19 protein-coding genes are annotated in these 17,141 nt (G+C 58.9%); 16 read left to right on the top strand and 3 right to left on the bottom strand.

Going from position 1 to position 17,141, the window contains the following annotated elements; all coding sequences use genetic code 11:
• Nucleotides 1-16 precede the first annotated feature (16 nt).
• The 14 genes from murC to DW913_RS08310 all read left to right on the top strand — a co-directional run bounded on the left by murC (nt 17) and on the right by DW913_RS08310 (nt 13,048).
• A complete protein-coding gene (gene murC, locus DW913_RS08375; protein WP_117798217.1) occupies nt 17-1,435 on the top strand; it encodes a UDP-N-acetylmuramate--L-alanine ligase in 1,419 nt (472 codons plus the stop codon).
• A gap of 5 nt (nt 1,436-1,440) precedes the next feature.
• Nucleotides 1,441-2,352, top strand: a complete 912-nt coding sequence (murB, locus tag DW913_RS08370) for a UDP-N-acetylmuramate dehydrogenase (RefSeq protein WP_117757004.1) — start codon at nt 1,441-1,443, stop codon at nt 2,350-2,352.
• Between the two features lie 424 nt (nt 2,353-2,776).
• Nucleotides 2,777-3,565, top strand: coding sequence for a cell division protein FtsQ/DivIB (locus DW913_RS08365; protein ID WP_231501570.1), 789 nt, complete (start codon nt 2,777-2,779; stop codon nt 3,563-3,565).
• A gap of 199 nt (nt 3,566-3,764) precedes the next feature.
• A complete protein-coding gene (gene ftsZ, locus DW913_RS08360) occupies nt 3,765-4,919 on the top strand; it encodes a cell division protein FtsZ (protein WP_055251674.1) in 1,155 nt (384 codons plus the stop codon).
• 210 nt (nt 4,920-5,129) lie between these two features.
• Nucleotides 5,130-5,930 (top strand): polyphenol oxidase family protein, encoded by an 801-nt coding sequence (locus DW913_RS08355; protein WP_117798216.1) that lies wholly within the window; start codon nt 5,130-5,132, stop codon nt 5,928-5,930.
• Nucleotides 5,927-6,763: a phosphate ABC transporter substrate-binding protein gene (locus tag DW913_RS08350; RefSeq protein WP_117798215.1), complete on the top strand. Its 837-nt coding sequence runs from the start codon at nt 5,927-5,929 to the stop codon at nt 6,761-6,763. The genes DW913_RS08355 and DW913_RS08350 overlap by 4 nt, the downstream gene beginning before the upstream one ends.
• Before the next feature lies 1 nt (nt 6,764).
• Entirely contained in the window at nt 6,765-7,694 is a 930-nt protein-coding gene (gene pstC, locus DW913_RS08345; RefSeq protein WP_117798214.1) for a phosphate ABC transporter permease subunit PstC, read from the top strand.
• 3 nt (nt 7,695-7,697) lie between these two features.
• Nucleotides 7,698-8,603, top strand: a complete 906-nt coding sequence (gene pstA, locus DW913_RS08340; protein ID WP_117798213.1) for a phosphate ABC transporter permease PstA — start codon at nt 7,698-7,700, stop codon at nt 8,601-8,603.
• Between the two features lie 12 nt (nt 8,604-8,615).
• Nucleotides 8,616-9,419, top strand: a complete 804-nt coding sequence (gene pstB, locus DW913_RS08335) for a phosphate ABC transporter ATP-binding protein PstB (RefSeq protein ID WP_117798212.1) — start codon at nt 8,616-8,618, stop codon at nt 9,417-9,419.
• A gap of 92 nt (nt 9,420-9,511) precedes the next feature.
• Nucleotides 9,512-10,369, top strand: a complete 858-nt coding sequence (locus DW913_RS08330) for a PhoU domain-containing protein (protein ID WP_117734956.1) — start codon at nt 9,512-9,514, stop codon at nt 10,367-10,369.
• Nucleotides 10,370-10,488: 119 nt separating this feature from the next.
• Nucleotides 10,489-11,226: a YggS family pyridoxal phosphate-dependent enzyme gene (locus DW913_RS08325; RefSeq protein WP_089571590.1), complete on the top strand. Its 738-nt coding sequence runs from the start codon at nt 10,489-10,491 to the stop codon at nt 11,224-11,226.
• A 60-nt stretch (nt 11,227-11,286) separates the two neighbouring features.
• Nucleotides 11,287-12,009 (top strand): cell division protein SepF, encoded by a 723-nt coding sequence (locus tag DW913_RS08320; protein ID WP_089571591.1) that lies wholly within the window; start codon nt 11,287-11,289, stop codon nt 12,007-12,009.
• A 15-nt stretch (nt 12,010-12,024) separates the two neighbouring features.
• Nucleotides 12,025-12,312 carry a YggT family protein gene (locus DW913_RS08315; protein WP_040358293.1) on the top strand — a complete coding sequence of 96 codons (288 nt, stop codon included), beginning with the start codon at nt 12,025-12,027 and terminating at the stop codon, nt 12,310-12,312.
• Between the two features lie 61 nt (nt 12,313-12,373).
• Complete coding sequence (locus DW913_RS08310) at nt 12,374-13,048, top strand: DivIVA domain-containing protein (protein WP_006234242.1); 675 nt, start codon at nt 12,374-12,376, stop codon at nt 13,046-13,048.
• Nucleotides 13,049-13,215: 167 nt separating this feature from the next.
• Here DW913_RS08310 and DW913_RS08305 read toward each other — a convergent pair whose 3' ends face one another.
• The 3 genes from DW913_RS08305 to DW913_RS08295 form a co-directional block, all read right to left on the bottom strand.
• Entirely contained in the window at nt 13,216-13,746 is a 531-nt protein-coding gene (locus tag DW913_RS08305; protein ID WP_117798211.1) for a nitroreductase family protein, read from the bottom strand.
• Between the two features lie 286 nt (nt 13,747-14,032).
• Nucleotides 14,033-14,656 carry a DUF47 domain-containing protein gene (locus DW913_RS08300; RefSeq protein ID WP_117655140.1) on the bottom strand — a complete coding sequence of 208 codons (624 nt, stop codon included), beginning with the start codon at nt 14,654-14,656 and terminating at the stop codon, nt 14,033-14,035.
• Nucleotides 14,657-14,723: 67 nt separating this feature from the next.
• The gene (locus tag DW913_RS08295; RefSeq protein ID WP_117584218.1) at nt 14,724-15,773 is read right to left on the bottom strand and encodes an inorganic phosphate transporter; all 1,050 of its coding nucleotides are present in this window, start codon (nt 15,771-15,773) and stop codon (nt 14,724-14,726) included.
• A gap of 250 nt (nt 15,774-16,023) precedes the next feature.
• Here DW913_RS08295 and DW913_RS08290 point away from each other — a divergent pair, with 250 nt between their 5' ends.
• Nucleotides 16,024-16,362, top strand: a complete 339-nt coding sequence (locus DW913_RS08290) for a hypothetical protein (RefSeq protein ID WP_147325404.1) — start codon at nt 16,024-16,026, stop codon at nt 16,360-16,362.
• 80 nt (nt 16,363-16,442) lie between these two features.
• A complete protein-coding gene (locus tag DW913_RS08285) occupies nt 16,443-17,138 on the top strand; it encodes a Bax inhibitor-1 family protein (RefSeq protein WP_117757011.1) in 696 nt (231 codons plus the stop codon).
• Nucleotides 17,139-17,141: the final 3 nt, after the last annotated feature.

The following is a 17,141-nucleotide window of genomic DNA, read 5'->3' as shown; positions in this document are numbered from 1 at the left end:
AGGAGTACACGAGCACATGGCTGATTCCCAGACTGCAACCTCCGCGCCCGAGTTTAAGAGCGCCCACTTTATCGGTATCGGCGGCGCCGGCATGAGCGGCATCGCCCTCGTTCTGCACGAGCGCGGTTATGCCGTTACCGGCTCCGACCTTAAGACGTCACGTTATATCCGCCAGCTTACCCGCGCTGGTGTGAAGGTGCATGTGGGCCATGAGGCCGCCACGATCGACGAGGTCAAGCCCGACGTGGTTGTTGTGTCCACCGCTATTCCGGAGTCCAACGCTGAACTCGTGCGCGCTCGCGAGCTGGGTATTCCCGTGTGGCCCCGTGCCAAGATGCTCTCTGCTTTGGGCCACGGCTACACCACCGTCGCTGTTGCCGGCACGCATGGCAAGACCACCACGTCTTCGATGTGCGCCACCATGCTCGACCGCATGGGTCTGGATCCGAGCTTCTTGATCGGCGGCATCGTCGAGGGCTATGACACGAACGGCAAGAACGGCTCGGGCGACTACTTTGTCGCCGAGGCCGACGAGTCCGACAGCTCCTTCCTGTTCCTGAACCCCAACGTGGTCATTGTGACCAACGTCGAGGCCGACCACCTCGACCACTACTCGGGTATCGAGGAGATCGAGGCAACTTTCGCCAAATTCATGAGCCTGGTGGGCGAGGACGGCACCGTCATCGTCTGCGGCGAGGACCCGCATCTGGTCGAGCTCGCCAAGTCGACGGGCCGTCACGTGCTTTCCTACGGCTTTGCCGAGAGCAACGACATCGTCTGCGTGCACCCGGATGTCAAGGGCATCCAGAGTGACTTTATCGTTCGCTTTGAGGACGGCACTGAGCACGCTGTGGAGATCAAGAGCAACCCCGGTCGCCACAACATGCTCAACGCCACGGCGGTGCTCACCGTCGCCCATGTCCTGGGCCTTGACATCGACGCCGCCGCCAAGGCGCTCTCGAGCTTTGAGGGCGTCCGCCGTCGCTTTACCCACGTGGGCGATATCGATGGCATCACCGTGGTCGATGATTACGGCCATCACCCCACCGAGATCAAGGCGACGCTTGCTGCCGCTTCCTCGCTGGGCTACAAGCACGTCGATGTCGTGTTCCAGCCGCACCGCTATTCGCGCCTGCAGGCCCTGTGCGACGACTTTGCCGATGCATTTGCCAATGCCGATAAACTGCTGCTGATTGATGTGTTCTCGGCTGGCGAGATGCCCATTCCGGGTGTCACCTCTAAGATGCTCGCCGATACCGTGCGCGCCAAGCATCCTGGCAAGGAGGTCGTGTACTGCTCCAGCCGTCTTGAGCTCAATCAGGAGCTCGAGCAGATGGTGGGCGAGGGCGACCTGCTGCTCACCATGGGTGCCGGCGACGTTACGACCGTCGGTCCCGAGTTTATCGAGTATCTGACTGCCAAGAAAGACGCTTAAGTCTAATGGGTCTGTTTAACGCCGTCATGGCGCTCTCGGGCATGATCGACACGGATGTGATCGAGGACGAGCGCCTTGCGCGTCATACGAGCTATCGTATCGGCGGCAAGGCCGACCTCTTTGTGACGTGCCATAGCTATCATGCCCTCCGCCGCGCCGTGGCGGTGCTCGATCGCGAGCAGGTGCCGTGGGTCATCATCGGCAAGGGCTCCAATCTGCTGGTTGCCGATGGCGGTTATCGCGGTGCCGTCATTTCGCTCGGACGTGAGTTTCAGCGCACGGTTGTTGCCGATGACGGTTGTATGCTGACGGTCGGTGCGGGCGTGATGTTTGCGCGCCTGGTCAACGATGCCCTGTCGCGTAGCCTCTCGGGCCTTGAGTTTGCCGTTGGCATTCCTGGTTCGGTCGGCGGTGCGATATCTATGAATGCCGGCACACGGACCGAGTGGATTGGCTCGCTGGTTGAGGATGTCGTAACGTTTGACCCGGCATCCGGTATCAAGCATTATGCGGGGTCCGAGATCACTTGGGGCTACCGCGAATGTAGCCTTCCCCGCAATGAGATCATCCTCGAGTGCGTGCTCAAGCTTAAACCGGCGCCCAAGGCCGACATTCGCGAGCGCATGGAGCGGTACCTTACAAGGCGCAAGCGTACGCAGCCCATGGGTCGCGCATCCTGCGGGTCTGTCTTTCGCAACCCGCCCGATGCGAGTGTGGGCAAGCTTATCGAGGATTGTGGATTAAAGGGTTTTTCGATTGGCGGCGCGGAAGTTTCGCCCGTTCACGCTAATTTTATCGTTAATAACGGAACTGCCTCGGCCGATGACGTTGCCGCGGTTATTAGACATGTGCACGGAAAGGTGAGGGAGGCGTATGGCATCGAGCTCAGACCGGAAGTTAAATTCCTCGGCTTCTAGAGCATCGAAACCCACCTTCCGCCGCGCCGGAGGGCGTTCCGGCGCGCCTGCCAAACCTCAACGCAATACCGTCGCGCACTCTAAGTCTGTCGGGCATGCTCGACAGACCAGTCGTCCGGTCGTCGGCTCGCAGCTCGGTAATCGTCCGGCCGCAAAAAAGTCCTCGCGTCCCTCGGTGACGTCAAAGCCTGTTATGGGCGCCAAGCCTGCCCGTCCCATGGCAGCTCCCAAGCCCTCGACGGGAACTAAAGCGGCGCGTCCAGGTCGCACGCTGGGCGCATCGAAACCGCGCTCGCTGACATCGGTGCCGGCTACCGCCAAGAAGCCTTCGAGTAAAAAAGGTTTCAACCCGTTATCTTCACTTGGAGCGATGGCAAATAAAACATCAGACGCCGCTTCTGTCGTTACAGGCAAAGGCAAAATCGTGGGCGGCGTTCTGGCCGTCTTGGCCGTGCTCGTCGTCGTTGCCATCGTGGTGATCAACTCTGGACTGTTTACTGCCACTGATATTCAGATTCAAGGCAGCGAGCATGTGACGAAGCACGATGCTATCCAGCTGATCGACTTGCCCGAGGGAACGTCGCTTTTTAACGTCGATCCCGACCAGATTACCGAGGATCTCAAGCAGAACCCGTGGGTTTCGGGCGTGGATGTCCAGCGCCAGTTTCCCCATACGCTTATCATCACGCCGACGGAGCGTAAAGTTATCGCCATTGCGTATATCAGCTCCGACGACCTTGCCTGGGCTATCGGAGACGATGACACCTGGATCGCCCCGCTGTCGACGTCGGTCGAAGTGGACGACCAGGGCAACGTCATCACGACAGGGCAGGGCTCAAATACCTTGACCGGAATCGATGCCGCGCTGGCGCTCGCCAAGCATTATGGCGCGGTGTTGTTGACTGATGTCTCGGCGGATGTCGCTCCGGTTTCCGGCCAGGCGGTTAACTCCAAAGCCGTTAAGGCCGGCCTGGATTATGTGCGTGGTTTTTCGAGCGAGTTCTTGGGACAAGTCAAGGATATTTCCACGCCTTCGGTCGAAGCCATCTCGGCAAACCTCAATAACGGCATTGAGGTGTCGCTGGGCGATTCGGACGATATCGCCAAGAAGGAACGCGTAGTCACCAAGTTGCTTTCGCAGGTAGAGGGCGTAACGTATATCAATGTGCGCTCTCCGGGCAACTACACATTTAGGAATGCTCCGACCTCGTAGCGCTGGTTGATGCTTTGTTGAGGGGCCATACCACGCCGTTTATCTGGTTTGTTTGGTTTTCACGGTCAATTATTTGACTGATACGTTCATAATGTGCAAACATAATACGGTTTACCTTTGCATTTACTTTCAACCTGAAGGTTAATGTGCGCAGGGGTCGACCCATGCTATGGCTATAACCTTTGTTCGGAGGACCGACATGCACGAGACAGAGATCAACAACTACCTTGCCGTCATTAAGGTGGTCGGCGTCGGCGGCGGCGGTACCAACGCGGTCAATCGAATGATCGAAGAGGGCATCCGCGGCGTCGAGTTTGTTGCCATCAACACCGATGCTCAGGCACTCGCGATCTCTGATGCCGATATCAAGGTGCACATCGGCACCGACCTTACCCGCGGCTTGGGCGCCGGCGCCAACCCCGAGGTTGGCCGCAAGGCTGCCGATGAGTCCCGCGACGACATTGCCGAGGCGCTCGCTGGCGCCGACATGGTGTTTATCACCTGCGGTGAGGGCGGTGGCACCGGTACCGGCGCTGCTCCCATCGTTGCCGATATCGCGATGAACGAGGTCGGCGCACTGACCGTCGCCGTCGTGACCAAGCCCTTCACCTTCGAGGGCCGCAAGCGCAAGAAGAGCGCCGAGGAGGGCATCAAGACCCTCTCCGATTGCGTCGACACCATGATCGTCATCCCTAACGATAAGCTGCTCGACATCGCCGAGAAGAAGACCACCATGCTCGAGGCCTTCGCGATTGCCGATGGCGTTCTTTCCCAGGGCACCCAGGGCATCACCGACCTCATCACCGTCCCCGGTATCATCAACCTGGACTTCGCCGATGTTAAGACCATCATGAAGCAGGCCGGTACCGCCATGATGGGTATCGGTACCTCTTCTGGGGATACTCGTGCCGTCGACGCTGCCCAGCAGGCCATCTCCAGCCCGCTGCTCGAGAGCTCCATCGATGGTGCCACGCGCGTGCTGCTCTCCATCGCCGGTTCCAAGGACCTGGGCATCCAGGAGATCAGCGATGCCGCCGACGTTGTCGCCAACGCCGTCGACCCCGAGGCCAACATCATCTTCGGTACCGTTGTCGACGAGTCCCTGGGCGATCAGGTGCGTATCACCGTCATCGCTACGGGCTTCTCCGACTCCAACGTCAACCGTCAGGACGAGCTCTTTGCTGCTCAGCAGTCTCAGAGCAAGGCCGCTGCCTCCGCCGAGCCGCAGCGCACCGCTCCTGCCGCCAGCCCGGCTCAGGCCGCTCCGACCCGCAACGTCGGTGGTACCGAGCTGCCCAACTTTGGCAACGACCAGTTCGAGCTTCCCGACTTCCTGAAGCGCGGTAGCTTCTAGTTCGTTTTTCTCAACGACCTGCACGGGGTGTGTCCATTTGGATGCACCCCGTTTTGTTTCTCGTTTGTAAACGAAAGCCTCCAATCTCCTTACGTTCCCTTTACGTTTGGTCCCTACCGCTGCGGGTATCCTTTTAAGGAAGTATGACAGCCGTATAAACGCGGACTGCGCGGCGACGCCGCGGTACTTGTGTTATTAGGAGGCTTTAGTATGGCAGCACGTGCGGACAAAGTTTCGCGTGTCGACCATGATGGAGTTACGTTGGTGGAGGGCGCGACATCCGATGTTCGCTTTGCCTTCACCGAGCGCGCCGGTGGTGTTTCCGAAGATGCGTACTCCTCACTCAACTTGGGCTCGCATGTTGGCGATGATCCCTTTGCTGTTCAAGAAAATCGTCGCCGCGCACTCGAGGCTATGGGTGCCGCCGAGTGCGAGCACAACCTGCTCGTTCCCAATCAGGTCCATGGTGACCATATCGTTGCGGTTACCTCGAACGGCGCCGATGACCTTGAGGACGTCCGTGAGCAGATTGCCGAGGGCTGCGATGCTATCGTCTGTACGGCGCATAACGTGCCCGTGCTGCTCTGCTTTGCCGACTGCGTTCCCGTGGTGCTGGTGGCCCCTGGCGGATTTGCCGTGGTGCACTCCGGTTGGAAGGGCACGATTGCACGTATTTCTGCCAAGGCGTGCCAGGCGCTTTGCGATGCTGCCGGCTGCGATGCGATCGACGTTTCCGCCTATATCGGCCCCCATATCTTGGGTGACGAATATGAGGTATCCCAGGAACTCATGGATCGCTTTGCCGCCGAGTTCTCGTGCGTCGATGCGAGCACCTCTCGCATGCTCGATCTTTCCGCTGCCATTTGCGAGGCGCTGGTAGATGTCGGTGTCGACGCGGATAATATTGTGGATACCCAGCTTTCGACTGTGCGTCAGAACGACCGCTTTTATTCCTACCGTAACGAGGACGGCACCTGTGGGCGCCATGCTGCGATCGGCGTGATGCTATGAGAAAGATCGTATCGGTCCTGAGCGCCGCTGTGCTTACGTTTACGCTGTGTGCCTGTTCTTCGGGATCTTCTACCTCTTCCATTACCGTGGCTGGCTCCACGACCTGTCTTCCTATCGCCGAGATTGCGGCCGAGGGCTTTAAGGAAGAGACCGGCATCGACGTGCTCGTTTCCGGTTTGGGTTCTTCCGCCGGCATCGAGGCCGTCAGCGCCGGCACGGCTGATATCGCCAGCTCCTCCCGTGGACTCAATGCCGACGAACAAGATCTGGGCCTGACTCCCATCGTCATTGCCCACGACGGTATCGCGGTCATCGTGAACGACGATAACCCGGTCGATAACCTCTCGACCGAGCAGCTCCGCGATATTTACGCCGGCAAGATCACCAACTGGAAGGAAGTCGGCGGAGAGGACCTGAAGATCCAGGTCATCAACCGAGACGAGGCGTCTGGCACGCGTGAGGCCTTCCGCACCATCGTGATGGACGGCACGCCGTTCGATCGCCGCTCGGCCGTTCTTTCGGGTACGGGCCAGGTGCGAGACGTGGTATCTCGTTCGCGCGGTGCCATCGGCTACATTTCGCTGGGCTTCGTCGATAGCCTCAACGCCAAGACCTCGGTCAAGGCCGTCTCGGTCAATCATGTTGAGGCGTCCGAGAAGACGGTCGCGAGCGGCGGCTATCCCATCTCGCGCGACCTTTACTTCTTTGTGAAGGGTGCGCCTTCGCAGCAGGCACAGGATTACATCGACTACGTGACGTCCGAAAAGATGGACAAGCAGATTCGCGAGGCGGGCTTTATTCCCGTCACCAACGACGAGAAGGGGAGTGAGTAGCATGGAAACACGGGAAAACTCCCAGACTGAGCAGAATGTTCAGACGCCCAAGAAGCGCGAGCTGGCGCTTGTATCGCGCAGTACCTATATCAAGGAGAAGGCGCTGCAGTGGATCTTCTTTGCCTGCGCGTTCTTGGCGGTCGTTACCGTCATCCTGATTTTTGTCTTTACCACGTATTCGGCACTGCCCGTCTTTACCGACATCGGTCTGGCGGACTTCTTTAGCTTTACGTGGGCGCCCTCCGAGGGCCACTACGGCATCGTGTCGCTGCTGGCCGGCTCGGGTCTTGTGACCGTCGGTGCGCTCGCCATGGGTGTGCCCCTGGGCGTGGGCACGGCTGTGTATCTGGTCGAGATTGCCAGCAAGCGCGTGCGCAAACTTATCAGCCCCGCCGTCGACCTGCTGGCGGGCATTCCCTCCATCATCTACGGTTTCTTTGGCATGATCATCATCCGTCCGTTTATCGCGCAGCTGACCGGTGGTCTTGGCTTTGGCGCGCTGACGGCGTGGTTCGTGCTTGCCATCATGATTGTCCCCACGATCACGACACTCACCATCGATGCCCTTAACTCCATCCCCATGGGCATCCGCGAGGCATCCTATGCCATGGGTGCCACCAAATGGCAGACCATCTATAAGGTCGTGCTGCCCGCGGCCAAGCTGGGTATCGTGGACGCCATCGTGCTGGGCATGGGTCGCGCTATCGGCGAGACCATGGCCGTGCTTATGGTCGTGGGTAACGCTCCGGTCATTCCGGATAGCATCTCGAGCCCCATCTCGACGCTCACGAGCCAGATCGCGCTCGACATGAGCTATTCCTCGGGTCTGCACCGCTCGGCGCTGTTTGGCATGGGCGTGGTCCTGTTTATCATCTCCGCTGCGCTGGTGGGCATCGTCCGTCTGATTTCCAAGAAGAAGAAGAGGGGGTAGGCTATGTCCGATTCCGTTGACACGACGGTCGATACGACCTCGTCGCGCGAGCGCATCAAGCGTGCCCTTTCCCACGGCAAGAAGGGTCGCATCAACAAGGACCTGTCCAACAAGATCATGCTTGGCGTGTTCCGTGCCGCGGCATACATCACCACGCTGGTGCTGGTCGCTATCATCGCCTACGTGGTCATTAACGGCCTGCCGCATATCTCGCTCGACTTTATCTTCGGTTGGCCCCAGGGCGTCAACGCCGAGGGCGGCATTTGGCCGACGATCGTCTCGACCGTCTATGTGACGGCGCTCGCCATGCTTATCTGCACGCCGATCGCTGTGCTGGCAGCCGTCTATCTGGCCGAGTACGCCAAGCAGGGCAAGGTCGTCGACATCATTCGTTATGCTGCCGATGCCCTGGCCTCGGTGCCCTCCATCGTTATGGGCCTGTTTGGCTACGCCTTGTTTGTCGAGGCCATGGGCCTGGGTCTTTCGATGGTCTCTGCCGCTCTGGCGCTGGCGCTTCTGATGCTGCCTATCGTCATGCGCACCACCGAAGAGGCCATTCGCGCCGTTCCGCGCTATATCCGTTGGGGCGCGTACGGCTTGGGCGCCACCAAGTGGCAGGTCGTCTCCAAGATCGTGCTTCCTTCTGCCTTTGGCCGTATTGCCACGGGCATCGTCCTCGCCATCGGCCGCGCCATTGGCGAGACCGCGGTGGTGCTCTACACCATGGGTCAGGCCATCAACCTGCCTATCTCGCCGCTCGATTCCGGTCGTCCCATGACCGTTCACCTCTATTTGCTTGCCAACGACGGCATCAACATGAACGCGGCCTACGGCACCGCGCTTTTGCTGATGGTGATCATTCTGGCCTTCAACCTGTTTGCGCGCTTCCTGTCGCGCAAGCGTCGCTAGTTAAGGAGTCCCATGTCCGTCTATCAGTCCGCTCCTACGCTGGAGCAAGCGGCCATCACGGCCAAGGATTTCAACTTTTGGTACGGTGACTTTCATGCGCTGACGGGGCTCGACCTCAACATCGCCAAAAACGCCATCACCTCGTTTATCGGCCCTTCGGGCTGCGGTAAATCGACGTTTTTGCGCTGCATCAACCGTATGAATGACCTGATCGAGGGTACGCGCGTCGAGGGCACCATGACGCTCGACGGCAATGATATCTATGCCGAGGGCGTCGACCCGGTCGATCTTCGTCGTCGCGTGGGCATGATCTTTCAGCAGCCCAACCCGTTTCCCAAATCCATCTACGAGAATGTCGCCTTTGGCCCTCGTCTGCAGGGCGTGACTAGCAAAGGCGACCTCGATGACATCGTGGAAGAATCGCTCAGGCGCGCCAACCTCTGGAAAGAGGTATCCAATCAGCTCAACAAGGATGGTTTGGCGCTCTCGGGCGGTCAGCAGCAGCGTCTGTGCATCGCCCGCGTGCTTGCGGTGCAACCCGATGTCCTCCTGATGGACGAGCCCTGCTCTGCCATCGACCCCACGTCCGTCTCTAAGGTCGAGGATCTGATGGCCGAGCTGGCGCCCGAGATGACGATCATCATCGTCACGCATTCAATGCAGCAGGCAGCTCGTATCAGCGACTACACTGCATTCTTCTTGCAGGAAGTTGCCGGCGAGCCCGCCACGCTCATCGAGTATGGTCAAACCGACGCAATCTTCACCAGCCCGGTGGACTCGCGGACGGAAGACTATATCACCGGCCGCTTTGGCTAATCGGTGCGACTAGTCCCAAGCCGATCGGACCTGGTCCGGTGCGTATTCACTGTGCGGGCGGCATGACCGCACCCAACTGATTGGAGTGAACCATGCGCAAACTGTTTTCCCGTCAGCTCATCGAGGCCCGTCACGAGATGCTGAGCATCTACGAGGCCGTCGATCTGGCCCTCCACGATGCCGTGAAGGCCTATGTGACCGACGACCGCAAGCTCGCCACCAAGACCAAGAAGCGCACGCTTTCGATTGACGCGCGCTGCGCCAACCTGGAGGCCGTCTGCTACAACCTGATCGCCACGCAGTCACCGGTCGCCTCCGACTTCCGCCTGCTTCAGACGATCATTTACGTCGACTTTAACCTGCAGCGCATGACCGATAAGGTCCGTCAGATCTGCCGTGCCACGCGTCATATGATCAAGGCCGACATCTCGCTGCCCAAGGAGCTTGTCGGTACGGTTGAGGCCGAGGCTGAGGCCGTCTACCAGGTGCTGGGCTCTTCGCTTTCTGCGCTCGTCACCAATGATATGTCCATCATCTGCAACCTGGCCGTCGAGGACGAGCCAGTGCACGCTGCCTACGAGAAGTTCTTCCGCACCTTTAACCGTATGGATACGGGCGACTTTATGGACGACGACAGCAACTATGACGACCTGCGCCGCGCCATCATGGTTTCGCGCTACCTCGATCGCATCGCTTCCATTTCCATCGATGCCGCTTGCCGTCTGACCTTCCTGTTGACTGGTCAGCGTATGAACGCCGGCGATATCGCCCGCACTGATGAGGACGAGCTCGAGAGCATGCGCGTGCCTTCGGGCGAGGGTGTTATCATGAGGCCCGCCGTCGACGCGCGCTACGTTGCCAAGGTGCCCGCCAACGAGGTCAGCGAGGGTCTTCGCTACCTGCTCGATCATCTTGAGGACGAGGACGATGGCGAGGACGACGAGGAGTAAGTAGCCCCGTTCGTCGAAAGATTGTAAATACCTAAGTGAGCGCGGCCTTGCACATGCGGGGCCGCGCTCTTGCGTTAGCATGGGACTACTTGTTTGGCTGTCAGCGGAGGCGATTGGCAATGGATAACTATTTGGATTTGATGCGCGCTCGCCGCGAGCAGATTCTGGAACGTTTTTATGCGGCGCTCGATCGCGCGGGCCGCCCCCACGACGCCGCGCGCCTCATTGCCGTGTCCAAGACCGTTGGTGTCGATGAGACTGTTGCTGCCATCCAGGCGGGGTATCGCCATTTTGCCGAGAACCGCCCGCAGGAGCTGGTTCGCAAGCTCACGGGTCTGGCGGAGCATCCGGAGCTGCCCGAGGTGCGCTTCGATATGATCGGCAACCTGCAGACCAATAAGATCAATGCGGTGCTGGGCTCAGCCGAGCTGATTCACTCGGTGGGTTCGCTGCATCTGGCGCAGGCGATCTCGAGCCGTGCTGTCCGCAAGATTGAGGCAGGCGAGCTCGCCGGCCCCCAGCGTGTGCTCATTGAGGTCAATGTGAGTGGTGAGGAGTCGAAGGGAGGCTTTTCGCCCGATGAGATTCGCGCCGCCGCGGGTGAGCTTGCGGAGCTTGAGGGAATTTGCGTACAGGGGCTTATGACTATGGCGCCCCGGGGGAATAAGGATGTGGCACGCCGCACCTTTGCGGGGCTTCGTGAGCTGAGGGATGAGCTGGAGGCGGCGCATCCCGATTTGAACCTGCCTGAGCTTTCCTGCGGCATGAGCGAGGACTTTGAGCCTGCCCTTGAGGAGGGCTCTACGCTCGTTCGCCTGGGCAGGGTAGTATTTAGCCCGGAGTTTGCAGTAAAATAAGGCTCTGAAGTGCGCACTGATTATCGGGGCGCCTGCACTAAACCGCGAGAGGACACAACCATGGGCTTCCTTGACGAGATTAAAAATAAGATGCACCTGGGCGGCCAGCAGGGTTACGACCAGGGTTATGGCCAGGACGACGACTACGGCTACGATGACGGCTATGACGATAGTTATCAGGGCAACGGCTACGGCGGTGCTTCGGGCGAGGGCTTCTACACCCAAGACGAGCCGAGCAACGGCCTGCTTGGTCAGACGCGCCGCGGTGAAGCTGAGTCGGTTGCCGTGTATACGCGCTCCGGTCAGCTGGTCGGCGATGACTCCCGCCATGCCACGACGTATAACCCGCCTTCGCGCTCGCAGGACAGCGTTGCGAGCGGTTATCGTCCTGGTGCCTATGACACGCCGTCGAGCTACGCCGAGAACACCCGCGCCCGTGCCGCCGCTGCACCCGCGCCTGCACCGAGCGATGCCTCGGCCTATGCGAGCAATATCATCAACGCCACGCCGCAACTGCCGGCCTATGTCCTGCGCCCCGAGAGCTATGACGACGTGGAGACCGTGGTGCGCCGCGTTCGCACCAAGCAGCCTGTCGCACTGATTTTTGTGGGCGTACGCACCGAAGTTGCCAAGCGCGTCTTGGACTTCTCTTACGGCTTTGCCTGCGGTCTGGGCGCCACGGTCAAGGAGGTAGGCGACCGCGTGTTCATGGTGCTGCCCGCCGGTTGCGAGGTCAAAGATTCCGATCTCAAGAAGCTTCGTGCCGACGGCTACCTTAAGTAAAGACAAGACGAGGAGATTCCCATCAACATCTACACTATCGTCCAGCTGGTCAACACGCTGTTCAACTTCTATTCCACGCTCATTGTCGTCTACTGCTTTATGACGTGGATTCCCATGAAGCAGGGTGGCTTACTTCAGGATATTGCTGCGGTGCTCGATAGCGTGTGCGGTCCGTGGCTCAACCTGTTCCGTCGTTTCATTCCGCCGATGGGCGGTATCGATTTTTCGCCGGTCGTTGCGATTATTGCGTTGCAGTTGGTGCAGAGGCTGGTTCTGCAGCTTCTTATAGGTATACTCGTATAGAACTGACTTTGTAACTTACGTCGGGCGTGTAGCGCCGAGGCGATGAAAAAGGAGACTTGTTATGGCTATTACCCCTGCAGACATCCAGGCTCAGACTTTCTCTGAGGCCAAGCGTGGCTACGATCCTGCTGAGGTCGACGTCTTCTTGGAGACGCTGTCCTCCGAGGTTGACGCTATGCTCGCTAAGATCGTCGACCTTAAGGGTCGTCTGACTGCTACCGAGCAGCAGCTTGCCGATGCACAGGCTCAGCTTGCCCAGGCTCAGGATGCCACCGCCCAGGCCGTTCCTGCCGCCCCTGTGGCTGCTCCCGCCCCTGACTTCTCCGCTCAGGAGCGCCAGATTTCCGCTGCCCTGATCGCTGCCCAGCAGACCGCTGAGACCATCGTCAACGATGCCAACGAGAACGCTGAGCGTATCCGCAACGAGGCTGACGCTAAGGCCCGCGAGGTTATCCGCCAGGCTCTGACCGAAAAGCAGGCCGAGCTCGAGGAAATCGATCGTCTCAAGGCTTCCCGTGAGGAGTTCAAGGCAGAGTATCTCAAGCTCATCCAGCACTTCATGGACGATGCCCAGAACTCCTTCCCGGCCGACCTCATGGCCTCCACGCCGGTCGGTTCTGCCGCTTCTCCTGCAGTGACTGTTCCCGCCGAGCCGCTGCCCGTCGCTGACCCGGTTGTCCCCGTGGCCGATCCCTTTGCCCCGATCGACAACTTTGCTGCCGACGACCTGGACTAACATTCGGCCTACAATTTAGTGCCTAGAAAGGACCCGCAGCTTGCGGGTCCTTTTTTTATGACTGTGCCGGGGTGCGTAACATAAAAAAACCGAGCCCTGCACATAGTGGCGCAGAACTCGGCGAACGGGTGAGCAGTCAAGGGTAGATTTTAAGGTATGTCCAAAAACTACTTGAGGAGGAAGTTGGAGAGGGGAATAGTGCGGGCCTCGCGATGCTCGGGATCGGCGATGTGGTCGGCGGGATAGCCACAGACGAGCATGTGATAGGGATAGACGCCCTTGGGCAGATTGAACTGCTCCTGTGCCACCTCAGGCTTAAAATGGCATACCCAGCACGTTCCTAGGCCCTGCTCGGTGGCCTCCATCATCATCTGATCACACACGATGGACGTATCGATTTCACTGGAATTCATCTGGTCATACGGGCGTACCCAAGCATCATCGGTAACGCAGCAAATAAGGAAGATGAGCGGAGCGCCAAAGATAGACCCATCACGAGCAAACCGAGGCTGACAAGCAGCAGCCTTCTCCAACAGCTCAGGCGTATCCAGCACCATCACACGGGCTGGATGATTATTACAAGCAGAAGGAGCAATCCGCCCCGCCTCAACAATGGCATCCACTACCGACTGCTCAACAGGATGGTCCTCAAAAGAACGACAAGAATACCGACCACGAGCCAGATCCAAATAAGACATACAAGCCCTCCTAAAATTAAAAATCAAACAAACCAAAAGTAACCCAAAGAGTACCCAAAGCAGCAATCAGCCAAACGCTCATCAAGGGCCAAAGTGTCCGAACGGATACCAAAGGTCCCTTCAGCCAAACCCCCGTCGCGCTAAATCTATCAGCCAAAGTTCCCAATGGTGGTGCATAAGGGAGCGGGCCCGGCCACTAATAACCTTTTGAACGACTCTGCTTGCAGCCGGAGTGAAAAAGGTTATTAGTGGCCGGGCCCGCGACCGGTGGGACATGTACCCCCAATTAACTGTTCTTCATGACAATCGAATCCACGACATCGGCCACATTCTCGCAGCAGTCGGCGCAGTACTCCAGGAAGGCGTACACGTCACGCCAAGCGATGACCTCGAGCGGATCCTTGCCGTTAACGTGCAGGTTGCGCATGGCGTTGATGTAGAGCTCGTCGGCCTCGGACTCGATGGTGTTGATCTGGATGACCAGCTCGCGCAGCGTTTTGGACTTGCGGTAGTTGGGAAGCTCGACCATCAGGTCTTTCATGGCGCGGCAGGCGTCAGTCACCTTGTGGGCGATGACGATGGCGTCGGGATGGATGCTCTGAATGTTGGTGAAGTAGACGCGCTGCACGACGCCCTCAATACGGTCGAGCACGGTGTCGAGCGCGCAGCTCATCAGATCCAGATCCTCGCGCTCGAGCGGGGTGATAAAGGCGGTGAGCAGGGCGTCTTCGAGCTCGTGGTGCTTCTTGTCTGCCGCATGCTCAATCGCATGCATCTCCTCGAGCATGTCGTGGATCTGCGCGGGATCAAAGTTCTCAAAAATCTTGATGAGCAACTCTGCGGCCTGGACAGCAAGGTCGGCGCAGGCGACGTAGTTGTCAAAGTAGAACGAATCGGGTTTCTTTGCCATGGGTGGGTCCTTTCGAGGTGAAGACGGGTGGGCGAAGTGTTGCGGTCCAGATGGACGTTCGGTTTGACTAGAGGAACATCATGAACAGCTTGGCCATGACAAAGCTGATGAGTCCGCAGGCGGGGAAGGTGAAGAACCAGGTGAACATCATGTCCTTGACGACGCCGAAGTTGATGGCCGAGAGGCGCTTGACGGCACCGACGCCCATGATGGCGCAGGTCTTGATGTGTGTGGAGGACACGGGGATGCCGGTAAGGGTGGCAAGCAGCAGGTTCGCGGCGCCCGCCAGGTCGGCGGAGAAGCCCTGGTACTTTTCGAGCTTGACCATGCTCTGGCCAACGGACTTGATGATGCGCTCGCCGCCCACGCTGGTGCCGATGCCCATGGTGGCCGAGCATAGCAGCATAATCCAGATGGGGATGCCGGCATCGCCGACGCTCGTCTGGCCGCTGGCAAAGGCCACGCCTAAAAAGAGCACGCCGATGAACTTCTGTCCATCCTGCGCGCCGTGCATAAAGCTCATGGCCGCAGCGCTCGCGATCTGAGCGTATTTAAAGAAGACATTGGCACGTCGCCTGTTGGCGGCGGCGAAAAGAATCGAGACGAGCTTGCACAGGACCCAGCCCATGACAAAGCCCAGACCGATAGAGAGCGCCAGGCCGTAGATGACCTTCATCCACTCGTGGACGTTGACGCTGCTCGCACCGCCGAGGGCGATGGCGGCACCGGTCAGGCCGGCGATAAGGCTGTGGCTTTGCGAGGTGGGGATGCCAAAACGCGACGCTGTGGCGCCGTAGACGACGATGGAGAACAGCGCCGCGCACAGACAGGCGAGCGCCATGGTGCTGTTTCCTCCAAAGTCGACAATATGGGAGATGGTGTTGGCGACGCTCGCGTTAAAGTGCGTCATGATGAGCACGCCAAGGAAGTTGAATGCGGCACTCATGAGAATAGCGGCGCGGGCGGGCATGCAACGCGTAGTGACGCAGGTCGCGATGGCGTTGGGTGCGTCGGTCCATCCATTGACGAAGATGGCGCCGAGCGCGAGGATCACGGTGACGGCAAGGACTGGGTTCGACACAAGTTGGCCGAGGAAGGTTGAGAACGTTACGTCCATATATGGGCTTTCTCGAAGTTTGCAGGCACGTTACAGAAACATGATAAATCGTATCACCTCCTGCGGGTTTCTTTACCGAGTTCTGATGGGAGCAGTGAATTTTTTGGCACTAAAAATGAATATTAGCCCTGTTGACCGTGGGTGTTCTTTTTGCTAACACACCATGAGGACACGTGCGCGCGCCCCAACACCCCAAAACCACAGCCTGTTCGCTTTACAACATGCAAACATGCGTTCGATAATAGGAGGCATGGAATATCGACAGACAGATGGCAAAACTCGGCGCGTGCACAAGCAGTATGTGGACGTCGTGGCTCGCATCCTCGCGGGCGGACAGGTCGTGCCGGTCACCGTCTGCTGGGTCGACGGTCGTTGCTTTACGATTGACGAGATTGTCTCGACCACTGGGTTTGGCCTGACGGTTCACGGCATTCGTACGGCAACCTATAAGGTGCGTTTTGGCGGGCACGCGACCGAGTTGTATCTGGAGGACCAGACGCGCGAGCGGGCGGACGGCTCGCAGGCACACGTGATGCGTTGGTGGGTGTGGGCGTTCGACCGAACACTCGAGAGCGGGCGCCGCAGGTAAGAACGCGTGGCGTTCGGGTACAATGGCAGGAAACTTGTCAGCTACGGCGCCGTCGCGGTGCTTTTTGAAAGGACGAAATTATGAACGATATCCAGGGCTATCAGAATGGCCCCATCGAGACCGGCGCAAGCCGTGCCAAGGAGATGTCGCCGCGCGCGTACAACCTTGTCATGTCTGCTCTGATCTTTTTGGGCTTTTGCGCCATGGGCGCCGGTGCTTACTTTACGAGCACCATGTCGTTTGCGCGCATGATGATGAGCGGCGCCGCTTTGCCGCTGGTCTTTGGCTCATTTATTTTGACCATCGTCGGCATGGTCATGATGTCGGCTGCTGCCAGCAAACAGTCCGTGGGCCTGTCACTCGTGGGCTACGTGGTCTTTGCGAGCACCTTTGGCCTGACGGCGTCGTTTGGTCTTGCCAACTACGACCTGCCTACCATTAACACCGCCTTTATCGCCACGGCCGCCATTACCTTTGTCTTTGGTGCGCTGGGCGTGACCTTCCCCAAGTTCTTCCAGCGTGTGTATGGCATTGGTTTTGGCATCCTGCTTGCCACGATTCTGGTCGAGATCGTGCTGATGTTCATGGGCGTTTCGCAGTCCATCACCGACCTGATCGTGATCGTGGTGTTCGCCGGCTTCATCGGCTACGACACCTATGTGGCAACGACGGTGCCGCCCACGCTGCCCAACGCCGTGCTCATGGCATCCAACCTGTTCGTGGACATCATCAACGTGTTCCTGCGCATTCTGAACATCCTCGGCCGTCGCGATTAAAGC

Source organism: Collinsella sp. AM42-18AC (genome assembly GCF_003467965.1).
Taxonomy (GTDB): Bacteria; Actinomycetota; Coriobacteriia; order Coriobacteriales; family Coriobacteriaceae; genus Collinsella.
Note: the sequence above shows the minus strand (reverse complement) of the source record. Positions and strands in the feature narration are given on the sequence as shown.

Excerpts from the sequence above, each read along its gene's own strand:
- DW913_RS08305 (WP_117798211.1), bottom strand. The coding sequence starts at position 13,746 with ATGTCTTATTTGGATCTGGCTCGTGGTCGGTATTCTTGTCGTTCTTTT.
- DW913_RS08320 (WP_089571591.1), top strand. The coding sequence starts at position 11,287 with ATGGGCTTCCTTGACGAGATTAAAAATAAGATGCACCTGGGCGGCCAG.
- DW913_RS08290 (WP_147325404.1), top strand. The coding sequence starts at position 16,024 with ATGGAATATCGACAGACAGATGGCAAAACTCGGCGCGTGCACAAGCAG.
- pstA (WP_117798213.1), top strand. The coding sequence starts at position 7,698 with ATGTCCGATTCCGTTGACACGACGGTCGATACGACCTCGTCGCGCGAG.
- DW913_RS08330 (WP_117734956.1), top strand. The coding sequence starts at position 9,512 with ATGCGCAAACTGTTTTCCCGTCAGCTCATCGAGGCCCGTCACGAGATG.
- DW913_RS08310 (WP_006234242.1), top strand. The coding sequence starts at position 12,374 with ATGGCTATTACCCCTGCAGACATCCAGGCTCAGACTTTCTCTGAGGCC.
- murC (WP_117798217.1), top strand. The coding sequence starts at position 17 with ATGGCTGATTCCCAGACTGCAACCTCCGCGCCCGAGTTTAAGAGCGCC.
- DW913_RS08300 (WP_117655140.1), bottom strand. The coding sequence starts at position 14,656 with ATGGCAAAGAAACCCGATTCGTTCTACTTTGACAACTACGTCGCCTGC.
- pstC (WP_117798214.1), top strand. The coding sequence starts at position 6,765 with ATGGAAACACGGGAAAACTCCCAGACTGAGCAGAATGTTCAGACGCCC.
- murB (WP_117757004.1), top strand. The coding sequence starts at position 1,441 with ATGGGTCTGTTTAACGCCGTCATGGCGCTCTCGGGCATGATCGACACG.
- pstB (WP_117798212.1), top strand. The coding sequence starts at position 8,616 with ATGTCCGTCTATCAGTCCGCTCCTACGCTGGAGCAAGCGGCCATCACG.
- DW913_RS08285 (WP_117757011.1), top strand. The coding sequence starts at position 16,443 with ATGAACGATATCCAGGGCTATCAGAATGGCCCCATCGAGACCGGCGCA.
- DW913_RS08355 (WP_117798216.1), top strand. The coding sequence starts at position 5,130 with ATGGCAGCACGTGCGGACAAAGTTTCGCGTGTCGACCATGATGGAGTT.
- DW913_RS08350 (WP_117798215.1), top strand. The coding sequence starts at position 5,927 with ATGAGAAAGATCGTATCGGTCCTGAGCGCCGCTGTGCTTACGTTTACG.
- DW913_RS08325 (WP_089571590.1), top strand. The coding sequence starts at position 10,489 with ATGGATAACTATTTGGATTTGATGCGCGCTCGCCGCGAGCAGATTCTG.
- ftsZ (WP_055251674.1), top strand. The coding sequence starts at position 3,765 with ATGCACGAGACAGAGATCAACAACTACCTTGCCGTCATTAAGGTGGTC.
- DW913_RS08295 (WP_117584218.1), bottom strand. The coding sequence starts at position 15,773 with ATGGACGTAACGTTCTCAACCTTCCTCGGCCAACTTGTGTCGAACCCA.